This window comes from Arthrobacter ruber, from assembly GCF_002954225.1.
GTDB lineage: Bacteria > Actinomycetota > Actinomycetes > Actinomycetales > Micrococcaceae > Arthrobacter_D > Arthrobacter_D ruber.
In genome coordinates this window covers 270,012-285,322 of the sequence record NZ_PPTH01000018.1, presented here as the reverse complement: position 1 = coordinate 285,322, position 15,311 = coordinate 270,012, and the positions used below count along the sequence as shown (strand labels likewise).

Sequence of the window (15,311 nt, the reverse complement as noted above, 5' to 3'; positions counted from 1 at the left end):
ATGGCTCTGGGTTCAAAGGAACTGGCAACAGACCAGCTGGACGGCTTCGACAAGGACCGTCTGGTGGAAGAACTGCGCAAGGCCAAGGAGGAGCTGTTCAACCTCCGTTTCCAGTCGGCCACGGGCCAGCTCGAAAGCCACGGGCGCCTTCGTTCGGTCAAGCGCGACATCGCCCGCATCTACACGGTGCTGCGTGAGCGTGAACTGGGTATCCGCCCCGAGGTCGTCGCTCCCGTCGAGGAAGCGAAGCCCGCCAAGGAGGAGAAGCCCAAGAAAGCCAAGAAGGCCTCCAAGGACGCACCGTCCGTGGACACCGAGGCTTCTGAGGAGGACGCCAAATGAGTGAGCAGCAGAGCGAAGCGACAGTAGGAACCGAGAAGGCCGCCCACGGCGCCGACTCGCGCGGCTACCGCAAGGTACGTCGTGGCTACGTCGTCTCGGACAAGATGGAGAAGACGATCGTCGTCGAGGTCGAGGACCGCGTGAAGCACGCCCTGTACGGCAAGGTGCTCCGCCGCAGCTCCAAGGTCAAGGCGCACGACGAGCAGAACATCGCCGGCATCGGCGACATGGTCCTGATCAGCGAGACCCGGCCGCTGTCCGCCACCAAGCGGTGGCGCCTGGTCGAGGTCATCGAGAAGGCCAAGTAGCACCCGAGCAGTACCCGGTCCGGCAGTGCCGGCCCTCCCCGAGAATGCCCCGGACACGATTTCGTGTCCGGGGCATTCTCGCGATACTATAAGAATCTTGTCTGTCTGGTGGGCTGGCGCATGCCCTGACGAAGCCTCCTTCGCAGGGCCTTCCCAGGGTTTCCTGCACACCGGGCAAATAGGCAAAAGCCCGATAATCTTGTTCACCACGAATCCGCCGTGCAGAAGATCCACGCACAGCCGCGCGCCCAGGCGTGCACGTGCTGAGTACCAGTATTACGGGGCCCACCCATATCCGTTCCGCAAGGCTCGACGAGAGAACCGGCGCGACGACAGGAGTAACAAGTGATTCAGCAGGAGTCGCGGCTAAAGGTCGCCGACAACACGGGTGCCAAGGAAATCTTGACCATCCGCGTTCTCGGAGGATCCGGGCGCCGCTACGCAGGCATCGGCGACGTCATCGTCGCCACCGTGAAGGACGCGATCCCCGGCGGCAACGTCAAGAAGGGCGACGTCGTCAAGGCGGTCATCGTCCGCACCAAGAAGGAACGCCGCCGCGCGGACGGTTCCTACATCAAGTTCGACGAGAACGCAGCAGTGATCCTGAAGAACGACGGCGACCCCCGCGGTACCCGTATTTTCGGCCCTGTCGGTCGCGAGCTCCGCGACAAGCGTTTCATGAAGATCATCTCGCTGGCGCCGGAGGTGCTGTAGTCCATGGCACAGAAGACAAAGCTCAAGATCAAGAAGGGTGACCTCGTGCAGGTCATCACCGGAGCCAAGCAGGAGCGCGGCGGAGACCGCGGCAAGCAGGGCAAGGTACTGAAGGTCTACCCGGACACCAACCGTGTCCTCGTGGAAGGCATCAACCGGATCACCAAGCACACCAAGGTCGGGCAGTCGCAGCGCGGCACCACGACCGGTGGCATCGAGGTCGTCGAGGCCCCTGTGCACATCAGCAACGTCGCGGTCGTCGACCCCGAGACCAAGAAGCCGACCCGCGTCGGATTCCGCACCGAGACCGTCGAGCGTGACGGTCGCGAGCGCGTCGTCCGCATCCGCGTGGCCAAGTCATCAGGGAAGGATCTGTAATGACTGTCGAAACCACAGAAACCAAGGTTCTTCCCCGCCTCAAGGCGCGCTACGCGTCCGAGATCAAGGCCACCCTGCAGGAAGAGTTCAACTACGCCAATGTGAACCAGGTCCCGCGCCTGGTCAAGGTCGTCGTGAACATGGGTGTCGGTGACGCCGCCAAGGACTCCAAGCTGATCGACGGCGCCGTCAAGGACCTCACCGCGATCACGGGCCAGAAGCCCCAGGTCACGAAGGCCCGCAAGTCCATCGCGCAGTTCAAGCTCCGCGAAGGAATGCCCATCGGTGCGCACGCCACCCTCCGTGGCGACCGCATGTGGGAATTCACGGACCGCCTCATCTCCCTGGCCCTGCCCCGTATCCGTGACTTCCGCGGCCTCAACGGCAAGCAGTTCGACGGCAACGGCAACTACACCTTCGGCCTCACGGAGCAGTCCATGTTCCACGAGATCGACCAGGACCGTATCGACCGCGTCCGAGGCATGGACATCACCGTCGTCACCACCGCCAAGACCGACGCCGAGGGCCGCGCGCTCCTCAAGGCGCTTGGCTTCCCCTTCAAATCCGAAGATTAATCTAACTACGTCTCAGGTCCACTCCAGCCGGCACCCCGTGTGCCGATCGGAGCACGGAAACCGTTTCGAGGAAGGGCAAGAGCCCACATGACAATGACAGATCCTGTCGCAGACATGCTCACGCGTCTGCGCAATGCGAACTCGGCTTACCACGACTCCGTGTCCATGCCGTATAGCAAGCTCAAGGCCCGCGTCGCGGACATCCTCAAGGCCGAAGGCTACATCGCCGGCTGGAAGGAAGAGGAGGCGGAGGTCGGCAAGAAGCTGACCATCGACCTCAAGTTCGGTCCGGACCGCCAGCGTTCCATCGCCGGTATCCGCCGTATCTCCAAGCCGGGACTGCGCGTGTACGCGAAGTCCACGAACCTGCCGCACGTGCTCGGCGGACTCGGTATCGCCATCCTGTCCACGTCCTCCGGTCTGCTCACGGACCGCCAGGCATCCAAGAAGGGTGTGGGTGGGGAAGTCCTCGCCTACGTCTGGTAACGGGAAAGGGAAAGAATAATGTCACGTATTGGACGTCTCCCCATCGCCGTTCCCGCCGGTGTCGAGGTCAGCATCAACGGTAGCGAGGTCTCCGTCAAGGGCTCGAAGGGCGAGCTGAGCCACACGGTTCCCAGCCCCATCGAGGTCACCCTGGACGAGGGCACCCTGACCGTCTCACGCCCCAACGACGAGCGCGAGGCGCGTTCGCTCCACGGGCTCACCCGCACGCTGATCTCCAACATGATCGTCGGAGTCACCGAGGGCTACAAGAAGAACCTCGAGATCGTGGGCACGGGTTACCGTGTGCAGGCCAAGGGCAGCGACCTCGAATTCGCTCTGGGGTACAGCCACCCGGTCGCCGTCAAGGCTCCCGAGGGCATCACCCTGACCGTCGACAGCCCCACCAAGCTCTCGGTCGCAGGCATCAACAAGCAGCAGGTCGGCGAGGTCGCTGCAACCATCCGCAAGCTGCGCAGGCCCGACCCCTACAAGGGCAAGGGCATCCGCTACGCAGGCGAGATCATCCGCCGCAAGGTCGGAAAGGCTGGTAAGTAACCATGGGTCTGAGCATCAACAAGAAGCGCAGCTCGAAGAGCAAGTCCGCCTCGCGTGGACGCCGCCACCTCCGGGTACGCAAGCGCGTCTCCGGCACGGCCGTCCGTCCCCGCCTGGTCGTCAACCGTTCGGCCCGCCACGTCTTCGTGCAGGTCGTCGACGACACCAAGGGCGTGACCGTGGCATCAGCCTCCACCCTCGAAGCGGACCTCCGTGTGTTCGACGGTGACAAGACCGCCAAGGCCAAGCGCGTTGGCGAACTCGTTGCACAGCGTGCCATGGCCGCCGGCGTCGAAGCGGTCGTCTTCGACCGCGGCGGCAACAAGTACCACGGTCGCGTAGCAGCAATCGCAGACGGCGCACGTGAAGGTGGGCTGGCACTGTGACCGAGGAGATCAAGGCAAAGGAAGCCCCATTGAATACGGCTACAGAGCAGCCCGCGGCCGAGGCGACAACAGCCGCAGGCACGACGGACACCGCGTCGGCTGACGCGAACCGTGGCCGCGGCGGCAACGCCCGCGGCGGCGAGCGTGGCGGCAACTCCCGTGGCGGCGAGCGTGGCGGCCGTGGTGGCCGTGACGGGCGCGACGGCGGCCGCAACGACGACAAGGACAAGTTCATCGAACGCGTCGTCACCATCAACCGTGTCGCCAAGGTCGTCAAGGGCGGCCGCCGCTTCAGCTTCACCGCCCTCGTGGTGGTAGGCGACGGCAACGGCATGGTCGGCGTCGGCTACGGCAAGGCGAAGGAAGTTCCCTCCGCCATCCAGAAGGCCGTCGAGGAAGCCAAGAAGACGATGTTCCGCGTCCCGCGCATCGGTGGCACCGTCCCGCACCTGGTGCAGGGTGAGGCAGCTGCCGGCGTCGTCCTGCTCCGTCCCGCCTCCCCGGGTACCGGCGTCATCGCCGGTGGTCCGGTGCGTGCGGTCCTGGAGTGCGTCGGCATCCACGACGTCCTGTCGAAGTCGCTCGGTTCCGCGAACGCCATCAACATCGTTCACGCGACCGTTGACGCGCTGAAGCGCCTCGAGGAGCCCCAGGCAGTGGCTGCCCGCCGTGGCCTGCCCCTCGACGAGGTCGCATCCCACCAGATGCTGCGCGCGATCGCAGCTCAGAAGGCAGGTGCGTGATGACCGCGATCACCCCGAAGAACGTGCTCGTCAGCTCGGCACGGCTCGAGATCACCCAGATCAAGTCCGCCATCGGCGGCAAGCAGAACCAGCGTGACACGCTGCGGTCACTCGGCCTCAAGCGGATCGGCCACACCGTGGTCCGTGAAGCCGATGCCGTCACCGTCGGCATGATCAACACGGTTCCGCACCTCTTGAAGGTTGAGGAGGCCAACTAATGGCAGAGAACAACATCGCGGCTCCGGCCGCCACCGAGGCCAAGGTCGAGCGCGTCCACGCGCTCAAGGTCCACCACCTCCGCCCCGCACCGGGTGCCAAGACGGCGAAGACCCGTGTGGGTCGTGGTGAGGGTTCGAAGGGTAAGACCGCCGGCCGCGGTACCAAGGGAACTGCAGCCCGCTACCAGGTGAAGGCAGGATTTGCCGGCGGCCAGCTGCCGCTGCACATGCGCCTTCCCAAGCTGCGCGGCTTCAAGAACCCGTTCCGCGTCGAGTTCCAGGTTGTGAACCTGGACAAGCTCTCCGAGCTGTACCCCGCTGGCGGCGACGTCACCGTGGACAGCCTCGTGGCGAACGGCGCCGTCCGCAAGAACCAGCCCGTGAAAGTGCTGGGGACCGGCGACATCACCGTGGCCGTCAACGTGGCCGTCGACGCCTTCTCCGCCTCCGCTGCGGAAAAGATCATCGCGGCCGGCGGGACGATCACCGAGCTGTAGGTCGCCGGCCGCCCCGCTCCCGGTTCCCAGGGGAGGGGCGGCTGTGATCGACGGCACTTTGGAACTAGACTCTTGGTGGGCTGGACTCGATCAGCCCACCAGGGGTCTTTTTTCGGCTCCAGCCACCCCGCCATCCGCCGGTTCTCTCGCACCGGTGACCAACCGTTAGACTCGGTTGTTGTGTACGGTCCGCCTCAGGACCAAAAGACCTTCAGGAGGACGCTTGCTTAGCGCTATTGGCCGGGCATTCCGGACGCCAGACTTGCGGCGCAAGCTGTTGTTCACGCTGGGAATCATCACGATCTTCCGCCTCGGGGCCTTCATCCCCGCCCCGGGCGTCGACTACGGCAACGTCCAGCAGTGCCTCCAGCTCGGCAACACCGAGGGCGGCCTCTACCAGTTCGTCAACCTGTTCAGCGGCGGTGCCCTGCTTCAGGTGTCCATCTTCGCGCTGGGCATCATGCCGTACATCACCGCGAGCATCATCACCCAGCTCCTCCGGGTCGTCATTCCCCGCTTCCAGGAACTGCACCAGGAAGGCGCCCAGGGGCAGTCCACGCTGACCCAGTACACGCGCTACCTGACCATCGCCCTCGGCCTGCTGAATGCCACGACGCTGGTGTCGCTGGCCCGCTCCGGCGCGCTGCTGGGTGACTGCCCGGTGCCCCTGATCCCGGACGACTCGCTGATCACCGTCATCCTCCTGATCATCACCCTGACCGCGGGAACCGGCCTCATCATGTGGATGGGCGAGCTCATCACCGAGCGGGGTGTCGGTAACGGCATGTCCCTCCTCATCTTCACGGCTATCGCCGCCGGCTTCCCGACCTCGCTGGGCGAGATCCTCCGCACCCAGGGCGCCACCGTCTTCGCGTTCGTCCTCGCGATGGGTGTCGTCGTCGTCGCCCTCGTGATCTTCGTGGAGCAGTCGCAGCGCCGCATCCCCGTGCAGTACGCCAAGCGCATGGTGGGACGCCGCACCCTCGGCGGCAGCAGCACCTACATCCCGATCAAGGTCAACATGGCCGGCGTCATCCCCGTGATCTTCGCGTCCTCGATGCTGTACCTGCCGAGCCTCATCGCGCAGTTCAACACCCCGCAGGACGGCACCGCCCCTGCCGGGTGGGTCAACTGGATCACGACGTACCTGACCAGCGGGGACCACCCCCTCTACATGGCCATGTACTTCCTGCTGATCGTGTTCTTCACCTACTTCTACGTGGCCATCACGTTCAACCCGGACGAGGTGTCCGAGAACATGAAGAAGTACGGCGGCTTCATCCCGGGCATCCGCGCCGGCCGCCCCACGGCGGAGTACCTCCAGTACGTGCTCTCCCGCATCACGCTGCCCGGCGCCATCTACCTCGGGCTCGTTGCCCTGATCCCGCTGATCGCCCTCGTGGCGATCGGCGCCAACCAGAACTTCCCGTTCGGCGGCACCTCGATCCTCATCATGGTGGGCGTGGGCCTGGAGACCGTGAAGCAGATCGACGCCCAGCTCCAGCAGCGTCACTACGAAGGGTTGTTGCGTTGACCAGAATGCTGATCATCGGTCCTCCCGGTTCGGGCAAGGGAACCCAGGCCGCGCGTATCTCCGAGCGCCTCGGCGTCGTGGCGATCTCCACCGGCGACATCTTCCGCGACAACGTCAAGCGCGAGACGCCCCTCGGCGTCGAAGCCAAGGCGTACATGGACGCCGGTGACTTCGTGCCGGACAGCGTCACCAACAGCATGGTGCGCGACCGCCTGGCGGCCGACGACGTCCAGGAGGGCTTCTTGCTCGACGGCTACCCCCGCACCGCGGCGCAGGTCACCGAGCTCGATGACATCCTCCGGGAGAACGACCTCGAGCTCGACGTCGTCCTGCAGCTGACCGCGGACGACGAGGAGCTCGTGAAGCGGCTCCTCGGGCGGGCGACGCTGGACGGCCGTTCCGACGACACCGAGAAGGTCATCCGCCACAGGCTGGGCCTCTACCACGACCAGACCGAGCCCGTGGTCTCGCGCTACGACGAGCGCGGGATCGTGACGAAGGTGGACGGGATCGGCACGATCGACGGCGTGACCGAGCGCGTCATGGCAGCACTAACCGTCCCGAGCTAGGACCCATCATGTTCCGCCAGCCCAAGGTCGAGTACAAGACCACCCGCCAGATGCTCGTGATGCGCGAGGCCGGTCTCGTGCTGTCCCGGGCACTCGACGAGACCGTCGCCGCCGCGACGGTGGGTGTCACGACCGCAGAGCTGAACGAGGTGTTCGAGGGCGTCCTCCGGGAGGAGGGTGCGACGTCGAACTTCCTCGGCTACCACGGCTTCCCTGCCAGCATCTGCACCTCCGTCAACCACGAGGTGGTGCACGGCATCCCGGGGCGCTACGTCCTGCAGGACGGGGACATCATCTCGATCGACGGCGGCGCCGTGGTTCGGGGATGGCACTCCGATTCCGCGCGCACGGTGATCGTCGGCTCGCCGCGACCCGAGGACGTCCGGCTCTCCGACGTCACCGAGGAGGCGATGTGGCGCGGGATCGCCGCCCTCGCCCCGGCCCGCTTCGTGGGTGACATCGGCACGGCCATCGACGACTACGTCTCCTCGGTCCCCGGACCGCCCCTCGGCATCCTCGAGGACTACGTGGGTCACGGCATCGGTACGGAGATGCACCAGGCACCGGACGTCCTCAACTACCGCAGCACCCACCGCGGGCCGAAGGTCAGGCCGGGCCTGTGCCTCGCGATCGAGCCGATGCTCGTGCAGGGCGGACTCGAGACAGCAGTCCTCGCGGACGACTGGACGGTCATCACCACGGACGGCAAACGTGCGTCCCAATGGGAGCACAGCGTCGCGGTGCATGATGGTGGCATCTGGGTGCTGTCCGCGCCGGACGGGGGAGCGTCCCGCCTCGAACCGCTCGGCGTGACGCCGGCTCCCCTGGAGGGCTGATCCGGGACAGACCCTCGCAGGTCGGGTCCCACCGACGAAGGCCCCGCACTCCGATGCGGGGCCTCTCCCGTCCCCGGCCCCGGGGACGGACGGCGTAACGGAAGACACCGCCGATTTCATCTCTGGGAAGCCGTAGCGTAGAGTTGTCTGTTGGTTGTCTCTGCTTTCCGTGCCCAATCGGCCCCGGAGACTGTCCCGCAGGACGAGCTCCGGCTCCCCGCGGGCCGGGCGACCACAACCCTGAACCCGTCCGCCGTGCAACTGGTGGGCATAGACGTTAGCGGAGGATATGGCCAAGAAAGACGGTGTCATTGAGATTGAAGGCACTGTGAACGAGGCGCTGCCCAACGCGATGTTCCGCGTTGAGTTGGCCAACGGTCACATTGTTCTCGCCCACATCTCGGGAAAGATGCGCCAGCACTACATTCGGATCCTTCCTGAGGACCGGGTCGTAGTGGAACTCAGCCCGTACGACCTCACCCGGGGCCGTATCGTCTACCGCTACAAATAAGAATCAACTCGAAGGAAAACCATGAAGGTCAACCCGAGCGTGAAGCGGATCTGCGAGAAGTGCCAGGTGGTCCGCCGCAAAGGCAACGTTCTCGTCATCTGCGAGAACCCGCGCCACAAGCAGCGCCAGGGCTGAGAACCTCTTCCAGAGGCTCTTCCCACGCGTAGAAGTACATTCGACGGCAGAACAGCGTCCCCCCTGGGGACGTACACCCCCGGCTCGGAGGCCGGGGACCGGAACATCGGTTCCGGGGACGTTCTGCTCCACACCTCCGGCAACACCAAAGGAGCACCGCCACTATGGCACGTCTCGCTGGCGTAGACATCCCCCGCGAAAAGCGGGTAGTCATCGCGCTTACCTATATCTACGGCGTGGGCAAGACCCGTGCAGAGAAGACGATCGTGGACACGGGGATCTCCCCGAACACGCGCGTCAAGGACCTCAGCGACGCAGAGCTGGTCCAGCTCCGCGACTACATCGAGGGCAACTTCAAGGTCGAGGGTGACCTCCGCCGTGAGGTCGCAGCCGACATCCGCCGCAAGGTCGAGATCGGCAGCTACGAAGGCATCCGGCACCGCCGCGGCCTTCCCGTACGTGGACAGCGTACGAAGACGAACGCCCGTACCCGCAAGGGTCCGAAGCGCACGGTCGCAGGCAAGAAGAAGGTCGGGCGCTAGTCCCTAGCCGCTCCCTCAGCCAGCTCGCAGAGCTCGCTGACTCAGGGAACCCGGCGGCCAGGGGCCCAATCCGCTCGCTGATGTGACTCGCTAGCGCTCGTCACGTCGGGGACTCCGGCCAGGTGCCGCATCATCGGCTTCTGCCCGGCCCACTCCGCCGGTCCACCCGGCTCGTCCGATCACATGCTTTACCCAATACCTTCGTAGGAGAAGTAATGCCCCCCAAGACTCGTGGAGCGGTTCGTAAGCCGCGTCGCAAGGACAAGAAGAACATCGCGCTCGGTCAGGCGCACATCAAGAGCACCTTCAACAACACCATCGTGTCCATCACGGACCCCAGCGGAGCAGTCATCTCCTGGGCTTCCGCCGGTGAGGTCGGTTTCAAGGGTTCACGCAAGTCCACCCCGTTCGCTGCGCAGATGGCCGCCGAGGCCGCCGCGAAGCGTGCGCAGGAGCACGGCGTCAAGAAGGTCGACGTCTTCGTGAAGGGTCCGGGCTCCGGACGCGAGACCGCGATCCGCTCGCTGCAGGCCACGGGCCTCGAGGTCGGATCGATCTCCGACGTCACCCCGAGCGCGCACAACGGCTGCCGCCCGCCCAAGCGCCGCCGCGTCTAATCGGCTTCCCGGTCACCGTACCGCCCTGCAGGGACCTCGTGTCCCGGCAGGGCGGTTCGGTGCCGTTCCGGTAGTTTCCCAGCCGAATGACCCGCAGTCCCGCCCATATCGAAGCGTCATATAGCGGATGCTTCCCGAAAGGATATGTAAGTGCTCATTGCACAGCGCCCCACCCTGACTGAAGAAGTAGTCGCCGACAACCGCTCGCGGTTCGTCATCGAGCCCCTCGAGCCCGGCTTCGGCTACACCCTCGGCAACTCGCTCCGCCGTACGCTCCTGTCCTCCATCCCGGGTGCTGCTGTCACGAGCATCCGTATCGACGGAGTGCTGCACGAATTCACCACGGTCCCCGGGGTGAAGGAGGATGTCACCGAGATCATCCTGAACATCAAGAACCTCGCCGTCTCCTCGGAGCACGACGAGCCCGTCGTCGCCTACCTGCGCAAGCAGGGTCCCGGCGTCGTCACGGCCGCCGACATCGCGCCCCCCGCCGGCGTCGAGTTCCACAACCCCGACCTCCACATCGCGACCCTCAACTCGAAGGGCAAGTTCGAGCTCGAACTGACCATCGAGCGCGGCCGCGGCTACGTGTCGGCCTCGCAGAACAAGTCCGGCGATTCCGAGATCGGCCGCATCCCGGTCGACTCGATCTACTCGCCGGTCCTGAAGGTCACCTTCCGCGTGGAGGCCACCCGTGTGGAGCAGCGCACCGACTTCGACAAGCTCATCGTCGACGTCGAGACGAAGGACGCCATCGCCCCGCGCGACGCCGTCGCATCCGCCGGAACCACCCTCGTGGAGCTGTTCGGCCTCGCCCGCGAGCTGAACACCGCCGCCGAGGGCATCGAGATCGGTCCCTCGCCCACCGACGCGGCACTGGCTGCCGACATGGCCCTGCCGATCGAGGACCTCGAACTGACGGTCCGCTCGTACAACTGCCTCAAGCGTGAGGGCATCCACTCCGTGGGTGAACTCGTTGCACGCTCCGAGGCCGATCTCATGGACATCCGCAACTTCGGTGCGAAGTCCATCGACGAGGTCAAGGCGAAGCTCGTGGAGCTCGGTCTGTCCCTGAAGGATTCCCCTCCAGGCTTCGACCTCGCCGCGCGCGCTGCCGCCATCGAAGAGGACGACGTCGCCTACGGCGACGAAGAGCTCTAAAACGCTACCTGTCCACCCGCCGCGCCCCCGTTGCGGCGGGCGGACACCTAATGAGGAGAAAGAACCATGCCCACACCCACCAAGGGCCCACGTCTCGGAGGCGGTCCGGCGCACGAACGCCTGATGCTCGCCAACCTGGCCGCCTCACTGTTCGAGCACAAGCGCATCACCACCACGGTGACCAAGGCCAAGCGCCTTCGCCCCTACGCCGAGCGTCTGGTCACCTTCGCCAAGAAGGGTGACCTCGCCTCGCGTCGTCGCGTTCTCGGCGTCATCAGCAGCAAGAGCATCGTCCACGAACTCTTCACGGAGATCGCCCCCGCGGTCGCCAACCGTGAGGGTGGTTACACCCGCATCACGAAGATCGGCAACCGCAAGGGCGACAACGCTCCCATGGCCGTCATCGAACTGGTGCTGGAGCCCATGTCGGCCAAGCAGTCCGTCGTCGCCGAGGCCGAGCAGGCCAAGGCTCCCGCTGCTGCCGCGCCCGTCGCCGCAGCGCCCGTGGAGGAGTCGCCGGAGTCCGCAGAGTCGGTCGACTCCGCCGAGTCGGCCGAGTCCGCAGAATCCGCGGCGTCTGCCGAAGAGGTAGCAGCTGAGGAGACCACGGTCGACGCCGAAGCAGGTGCCGCTGACGAGGTCGTCGTCGTCGAGGGCGCCGTCGAGGACGAGAAGAAGTAATTCTTCCCCTCGCGATGCACCCATGATCACCCAGGAGCCCGCCGTCCCCCCGAGGGACGGCGGGCTTCTGCGTGTGCGGCTGGACATCGCCTACGACGGTGCCGTGTTCTCGGGCTGGGCCCTCCAGCCCGGGCTGACCACCGTCCAGGGCGTCCTCGAGGGCGCACTCTTCACTCTTCTGCGGCGGCCCGTGCGGCTGACGGTGGGCGGGCGGACCGATGCCGGTGTCCACGCACGCGGTCAGGTGGCCCACGTCGATCTCACGTCCGCGGAGTGGGAGGCGATGGCGCGCGGACGCGACGTCGACCCGGCCGATGCCTTCCGGCGGCGCCTCACCGGCACGATCAACCGTGAACTGACCGACGGCGTCACGGGACGGGGCCGCTCCGTCAGGAACTCCGTGCCGGCCGTCGTCGTCCGCTCCGCCGTACCGGCGCCCGCAGGCTTCGATGCGCGGTTCTCCGCGCTCTGGCGCCGCTACAGCTACGCCATCGCGGACACCACCGCCGGGCAGGATCCGCTCGGCAGGCACACGACGCTCTGGTACCCGGCAGCCCTCGACGTCACGTTGCTGAACGAGGGGGCTGCGCACCTGCTGGGCATGCAGGACTTCGCGGCTTTCTGCAAGCCCCGGGAGGGTGCCACCACCATCCGCGAACTGCAGCGCTACGAGTTCGCCCGCGGGCACGACGGCGTCATCATCGCCACTGTGCAGGCAGACGCGTTCTGCCACAACATGGTGCGCGCACTCATCGGATCGACGCTGCGGGTGGGGTCAGGGGAAGTGCCGCCGTCGTGGCTCGCCGCGCGGCTGGCCGCCCGGAAGAAGGACGCGCGGTCCATCCTCGCGGCCCCGCACCCTCTCGTGCTCGAGGAGATCGCGTATCCCGGGAACGAGGAGCTCGCCGGGCGGGCGGAGCTCACACGGGCCCGGCGCAACGCGGGGCACCTGGGCACTGCGCCTGCCGACTCCTCGGACAGCGCGGTCGACTCCTCCGATGATCCGGTCGGTTCCTGACCGGGCTTCCCGGGTGCTCGTCGACGTTCTCTCGTTCCGTACCGCACCCGCTGTCGGCGTCAGCCCAGCAGGACGAAGCTCGCGAACGCGGCGAGTAGCATGCCCGGGCCGAACGGGAAGGTCGACCCCCGCGATCCGGCTCGCAGCAGGAGGATCCCGATCCCGGCCAGGCCGCCGAGGAGGAATCCGCCCAGCAGCGTCCCCATCCACGCGGCGGACCCGGCCCAGCCGCCGAACAGACCGAGGACGGCGGCGAGCTTCACGTCACCCATGCCCATGCCCGCCGGGGAGATGAGCGCGAGCAGGAAGTACACGGCGAACAGGCTCGCTGCTCCCGCTGTCGCACCGAGCAGGCCGCCCCACGCGCCGCCGGCAGCCGCCGCGACGAGCAGTAGCCCGGCCGTCACTGCCGCGAACCGGACCAGGACCCTGTTGGGCAGCAGCTTGGACCGCAGGTCGATGGCGGCGAGCACGACCCCGAACGCGGCGAGCACCGCCACCAGTGGTCGGTCCCACCACTCACCGGTCACCGCGGCACCCGCGCCTGCCAGGACGCCAGCGAGCACCGCGAGTGGCAACCGCCAGGACGTCGGCAGGACGGTGCGCTGATCCCGGCCGGCCAGGGCGAACAGGGCATAGCCGATCCCGGCGGCAGCTGCACCGGTGACGAGGAAGCCGATCACGGGCTCGGGGACCACCTAGACGGACTCCCCGATGGAATCCTGTGCTGCCCGGCCCACTTCGCCGTTGGCGGGCAGCGTCACCGTGAAGCGGCTGCCCTTGCCGGGGGAACTCACGCAGGAGATGGTCCCTCCGTGGCTCTCGACGATGGACTTGGTGATCGCGAGTCCCAGTCCGGCGCCGTCGATGTCGGCGTGACGTGCCGCAGGCGTGCGGTAGAAGCGTGAGAACACCTGACGGGCCTCCTGCTCCGTCATGCCCATGCCCCGGTCCTCAACGTGCAGGCTGATCGCGGACTCGGACTCCTCCGCGTGGATGTTCACCACGCCGCCGTCGGGGGAGTACTTGATGGCGTTGGAGAGCAGGTTGTCGAGGACCTGGGAGATCCGCAGGGGATCGATGAGCGTCCAGAGGGGCGTCTGGGCGTCGGTCTTCAGCTTGACGCCGTTCTTCTGGGCGCGGAGCCGGTTGGACCGGACGCTCATCTCGATCAGGGCCGCGAGGTCCACGGGCCGTGGATGGACCCGCACGCGATCGCCCGCCGTCGACAGCAGGTCGGCGACCAGATGCAGCACGCGCTCGGCGTTGCGTCCTGCGACGTCCACATAGCCCCGGAGGTGAGCCGGCAGCGGGTGGTCGTCCTCCAGCACCAGCTCGAGGTATCCGAGCACGGACGTCAGCGGGGCGTGGAACTCGTGCGAGATGTTCGAGATGAAGGCGTCCTTGGCGGAGACGGCCTCGACCAGCTCCGTGACGTCGCTGCAGACGATCAGCGCACCGGCGATGCCGCCGTCGGCGTTCTTGATGGGCCGTGCCGCGGTGGAGAGGGCGCGCTGAGCGTCGCCGTCGCCCACCCAGATGAGCTGGTCGGCGAAGGTCTCGCCGGTGAGTGCGCGGTAGATCGGCTGCCTGTCCACGCCCAGCGGCGTCACCCGATCGGCATCGAAGAGCAGTGCGCCGCTGTCCTCGTGGCCGGCCGCGAGTCGATCGAACAGTTCCTGCTGGTGGTTGGTCATCGTGGTGTTGCCGTGGGCGTCGACGGCGGTCAGTCCGACGTCGACCGTGTTGAGGATCGCGGTGAGGACGCGTTCGCGGTCGATGGCGGCACGCAGCAGGTCGTTGAGTTCGCGATCCTTGCGCTCGATCTCGATGTCGCGGGCCCGCGCACTGGAGCCCATCACGCGGATGGTGACGGCGATGCACAGCATCACGATCGGCAGGAGCAAGGGAGCCAGGTAGGACTCGCGCCGGGCAGGATCGAAGGAGCCCAGCAGCGGCCAGGCCGTGACGAGCAGCGAGCCGGCAGCCGTGAAGCCCAGCGACACCCAGGTGGGCAGGGAGGAGCGCATCAGCCACAGGACGGGGAAGATGACGAGGACGCCGAGCGCCGGCTGTGTCTCGAGGGCACCGGCCCGGACGAGGGCGATGGCGACGAAGTCGAGGACGGGGACGATCAGCAGGCTGCCGCGCGGCAGCTCGCGCCACGGAACGACGACGCACAGTGCCAGCAGCACCAGGATCATCGAGAAGCCGAGTTCGAAGGTGGGGTTGGACATGAGACCCGGCCGGAGGAGTGGCGCCGTGAGAGCGATGACGACCACGATCAGGGTCAGGGGGATCTGACAGAGCACCACCGAGCGGCTGATGCTCACCTTCGCGGCGACCGCGCGCAACCGCGCGGCACCGGCATCCCTAGGCACGCACTATCCGGGGAAAGGGGAAATACGGCATTCTGAATGACTTTCCGACGCTGAGACCTACGTACTGACTCCCATTATGTCGTTCCTCCCGCGTTTTGGAATGCAGGGGGAGCCAAATAGCCGA

23 protein-coding genes are annotated in these 15,311 nt (G+C 66.4%); 21 read left to right on the top strand and 2 right to left on the bottom strand.

The window, feature by feature from the left end:
- The 21 genes from rpmC to CI785_RS15070 all read left to right on the top strand — a co-directional run bounded on the left by rpmC (position 1) and on the right by CI785_RS15070 (position 12,806).
- Complete coding sequence (rpmC, locus tag CI785_RS15170; protein ID WP_104050955.1) at positions 1-342, top strand: 50S ribosomal protein L29; 342 nt, start codon at positions 1-3, stop codon at positions 340-342.
- Positions 339-650: a 30S ribosomal protein S17 gene (gene rpsQ / locus CI785_RS15165; RefSeq protein ID WP_105032922.1), complete on the top strand. Its 312-nt coding sequence runs from the start codon at positions 339-341 to the stop codon at positions 648-650. The genes rpmC and rpsQ overlap by 4 nt, the downstream gene beginning before the upstream one ends.
- A gap of 345 nt (positions 651-995) precedes the next feature.
- The gene (gene rplN, locus CI785_RS15160; protein ID WP_049829173.1) at positions 996-1,364 is read left to right on the top strand and encodes a 50S ribosomal protein L14; all 369 of its coding nucleotides are present in this window, start codon (positions 996-998) and stop codon (positions 1,362-1,364) included.
- Between the two features lie 3 nt (positions 1,365-1,367).
- Complete coding sequence (rplX, locus tag CI785_RS15155) at positions 1,368-1,742, top strand: 50S ribosomal protein L24 (protein WP_105032921.1); 375 nt, start codon at positions 1,368-1,370, stop codon at positions 1,740-1,742.
- On the top strand, positions 1,742-2,317 hold the full coding sequence (rplE, locus tag CI785_RS15150; protein WP_104118812.1) for a 50S ribosomal protein L5: 576 nt from the start codon (positions 1,742-1,744) through the stop codon (positions 2,315-2,317). The genes rplX and rplE overlap by 1 nt, the downstream gene beginning before the upstream one ends.
- Before the next feature lie 87 nt (positions 2,318-2,404).
- Entirely contained in the window at positions 2,405-2,803 is a 399-nt protein-coding gene (rpsH, locus tag CI785_RS15145; protein WP_043440638.1) for a 30S ribosomal protein S8, read from the top strand.
- An 18-nt stretch (positions 2,804-2,821) separates the two neighbouring features.
- Entirely contained in the window at positions 2,822-3,358 is a 537-nt protein-coding gene (gene rplF, locus CI785_RS15140; protein WP_105032920.1) for a 50S ribosomal protein L6, read from the top strand.
- 2 nt (positions 3,359-3,360) lie between these two features.
- The gene (gene rplR / locus CI785_RS15135; protein ID WP_105032919.1) at positions 3,361-3,744 is read left to right on the top strand and encodes a 50S ribosomal protein L18; all 384 of its coding nucleotides are present in this window, start codon (positions 3,361-3,363) and stop codon (positions 3,742-3,744) included.
- Entirely contained in the window at positions 3,741-4,487 is a 747-nt protein-coding gene (gene rpsE / locus CI785_RS15130; RefSeq protein WP_420808253.1) for a 30S ribosomal protein S5, read from the top strand. The genes rplR and rpsE overlap by 4 nt, the downstream gene beginning before the upstream one ends.
- Positions 4,487-4,705, top strand: a complete 219-nt coding sequence (rpmD, locus tag CI785_RS15125; RefSeq protein ID WP_105032917.1) for a 50S ribosomal protein L30 — start codon at positions 4,487-4,489, stop codon at positions 4,703-4,705. Before rpsE ends, rpmD begins: the two co-directional genes overlap by 1 nt.
- Positions 4,705-5,202: a 50S ribosomal protein L15 gene (gene rplO, locus CI785_RS15120; protein WP_105032916.1), complete on the top strand. Its 498-nt coding sequence runs from the start codon at positions 4,705-4,707 to the stop codon at positions 5,200-5,202. The genes rpmD and rplO overlap by 1 nt, the downstream gene beginning before the upstream one ends.
- A gap of 223 nt (positions 5,203-5,425) precedes the next feature.
- Complete coding sequence (gene secY / locus CI785_RS15115) at positions 5,426-6,736, top strand: preprotein translocase subunit SecY (RefSeq protein WP_105032915.1); 1,311 nt, start codon at positions 5,426-5,428, stop codon at positions 6,734-6,736.
- A gap of 5 nt (positions 6,737-6,741) precedes the next feature.
- Positions 6,742-7,305 (top strand): adenylate kinase, encoded by a 564-nt coding sequence (locus tag CI785_RS15110; RefSeq protein ID WP_105032914.1) that lies wholly within the window; start codon positions 6,742-6,744, stop codon positions 7,303-7,305.
- A gap of 5 nt (positions 7,306-7,310) precedes the next feature.
- On the top strand, positions 7,311-8,141 hold the full coding sequence (gene map / locus CI785_RS15105) for a type I methionyl aminopeptidase (RefSeq protein ID WP_105032913.1): 831 nt from the start codon (positions 7,311-7,313) through the stop codon (positions 8,139-8,141).
- 289 nt (positions 8,142-8,430) lie between these two features.
- Complete coding sequence (gene infA, locus CI785_RS15100) at positions 8,431-8,652, top strand: translation initiation factor IF-1 (protein ID WP_019481515.1); 222 nt, start codon at positions 8,431-8,433, stop codon at positions 8,650-8,652.
- 21 nt (positions 8,653-8,673) lie between these two features.
- A complete protein-coding gene (rpmJ, locus tag CI785_RS15095) occupies positions 8,674-8,787 on the top strand; it encodes a 50S ribosomal protein L36 (protein WP_043440658.1) in 114 nt (37 codons plus the stop codon).
- A 164-nt stretch (positions 8,788-8,951) separates the two neighbouring features.
- Complete coding sequence (gene rpsM, locus CI785_RS15090; RefSeq protein WP_104179298.1) at positions 8,952-9,329, top strand: 30S ribosomal protein S13; 378 nt, start codon at positions 8,952-8,954, stop codon at positions 9,327-9,329.
- A 215-nt stretch (positions 9,330-9,544) separates the two neighbouring features.
- Complete coding sequence (gene rpsK / locus CI785_RS15085; RefSeq protein WP_026531448.1) at positions 9,545-9,946, top strand: 30S ribosomal protein S11; 402 nt, start codon at positions 9,545-9,547, stop codon at positions 9,944-9,946.
- Between the two features lie 150 nt (positions 9,947-10,096).
- A complete protein-coding gene (locus CI785_RS15080; protein ID WP_105032912.1) occupies positions 10,097-11,107 on the top strand; it encodes a DNA-directed RNA polymerase subunit alpha in 1,011 nt (336 codons plus the stop codon).
- A 66-nt stretch (positions 11,108-11,173) separates the two neighbouring features.
- Positions 11,174-11,788 carry a 50S ribosomal protein L17 gene (gene rplQ / locus CI785_RS15075; RefSeq protein ID WP_105032911.1) on the top strand — a complete coding sequence of 205 codons (615 nt, stop codon included), beginning with the start codon at positions 11,174-11,176 and terminating at the stop codon, positions 11,786-11,788.
- A gap of 22 nt (positions 11,789-11,810) precedes the next feature.
- Positions 11,811-12,806 (top strand): tRNA pseudouridine synthase A, encoded by a 996-nt coding sequence (locus CI785_RS15070; protein WP_105032910.1) that lies wholly within the window; start codon positions 11,811-11,813, stop codon positions 12,804-12,806.
- Between the two features lie 59 nt (positions 12,807-12,865).
- Here CI785_RS15070 and CI785_RS15065 read toward each other — a convergent pair whose 3' ends face one another.
- Entirely contained in the window at positions 12,866-13,504 is a 639-nt protein-coding gene (locus CI785_RS15065) for a prepilin peptidase (RefSeq protein WP_105032909.1), read from the bottom strand.
- On the bottom strand, positions 13,505-15,187 hold the full coding sequence (locus CI785_RS15060; protein ID WP_157940292.1) for a sensor histidine kinase: 1,683 nt from the start codon (positions 15,185-15,187) through the stop codon (positions 13,505-13,507).
- Positions 15,188-15,311: the final 124 nt, after the last annotated feature.

Bases quoted from the DNA above. Each gene is read 5' to 3' on its own strand.
- rpmC (WP_104050955.1), top strand. From the start codon at position 1: ATGGCTCTGGGTTCAAAGGAACTGGCAACAGACCAGCTGGACGGCTTC.
- rpsQ (WP_105032922.1), top strand. From the start codon at position 339: ATGAGTGAGCAGCAGAGCGAAGCGACAGTAGGAACCGAGAAGGCCGCC.
- rplX (WP_105032921.1), top strand. From the start codon at position 1,368: ATGGCACAGAAGACAAAGCTCAAGATCAAGAAGGGTGACCTCGTGCAG.
- rplE (WP_104118812.1), top strand. From the start codon at position 1,742: ATGACTGTCGAAACCACAGAAACCAAGGTTCTTCCCCGCCTCAAGGCG.
- rpsH (WP_043440638.1), top strand. From the start codon at position 2,405: ATGACAATGACAGATCCTGTCGCAGACATGCTCACGCGTCTGCGCAAT.
- rplF (WP_105032920.1), top strand. From the start codon at position 2,822: ATGTCACGTATTGGACGTCTCCCCATCGCCGTTCCCGCCGGTGTCGAG.
- rplR (WP_105032919.1), top strand. From the start codon at position 3,361: ATGGGTCTGAGCATCAACAAGAAGCGCAGCTCGAAGAGCAAGTCCGCC.
- rpmD (WP_105032917.1), top strand. From the start codon at position 4,487: ATGACCGCGATCACCCCGAAGAACGTGCTCGTCAGCTCGGCACGGCTC.
- rplO (WP_105032916.1), top strand. From the start codon at position 4,705: ATGGCAGAGAACAACATCGCGGCTCCGGCCGCCACCGAGGCCAAGGTC.
- CI785_RS15110 (WP_105032914.1), top strand. From the start codon at position 6,742: ATGCTGATCATCGGTCCTCCCGGTTCGGGCAAGGGAACCCAGGCCGCG.
- infA (WP_019481515.1), top strand. From the start codon at position 8,431: ATGGCCAAGAAAGACGGTGTCATTGAGATTGAAGGCACTGTGAACGAG.
- rpmJ (WP_043440658.1), top strand. From the start codon at position 8,674: ATGAAGGTCAACCCGAGCGTGAAGCGGATCTGCGAGAAGTGCCAGGTG.
- rpsM (WP_104179298.1), top strand. From the start codon at position 8,952: ATGGCACGTCTCGCTGGCGTAGACATCCCCCGCGAAAAGCGGGTAGTC.
- rpsK (WP_026531448.1), top strand. From the start codon at position 9,545: ATGCCCCCCAAGACTCGTGGAGCGGTTCGTAAGCCGCGTCGCAAGGAC.
- rplQ (WP_105032911.1), top strand. From the start codon at position 11,174: ATGCCCACACCCACCAAGGGCCCACGTCTCGGAGGCGGTCCGGCGCAC.
- CI785_RS15070 (WP_105032910.1), top strand. From the start codon at position 11,811: ATGATCACCCAGGAGCCCGCCGTCCCCCCGAGGGACGGCGGGCTTCTG.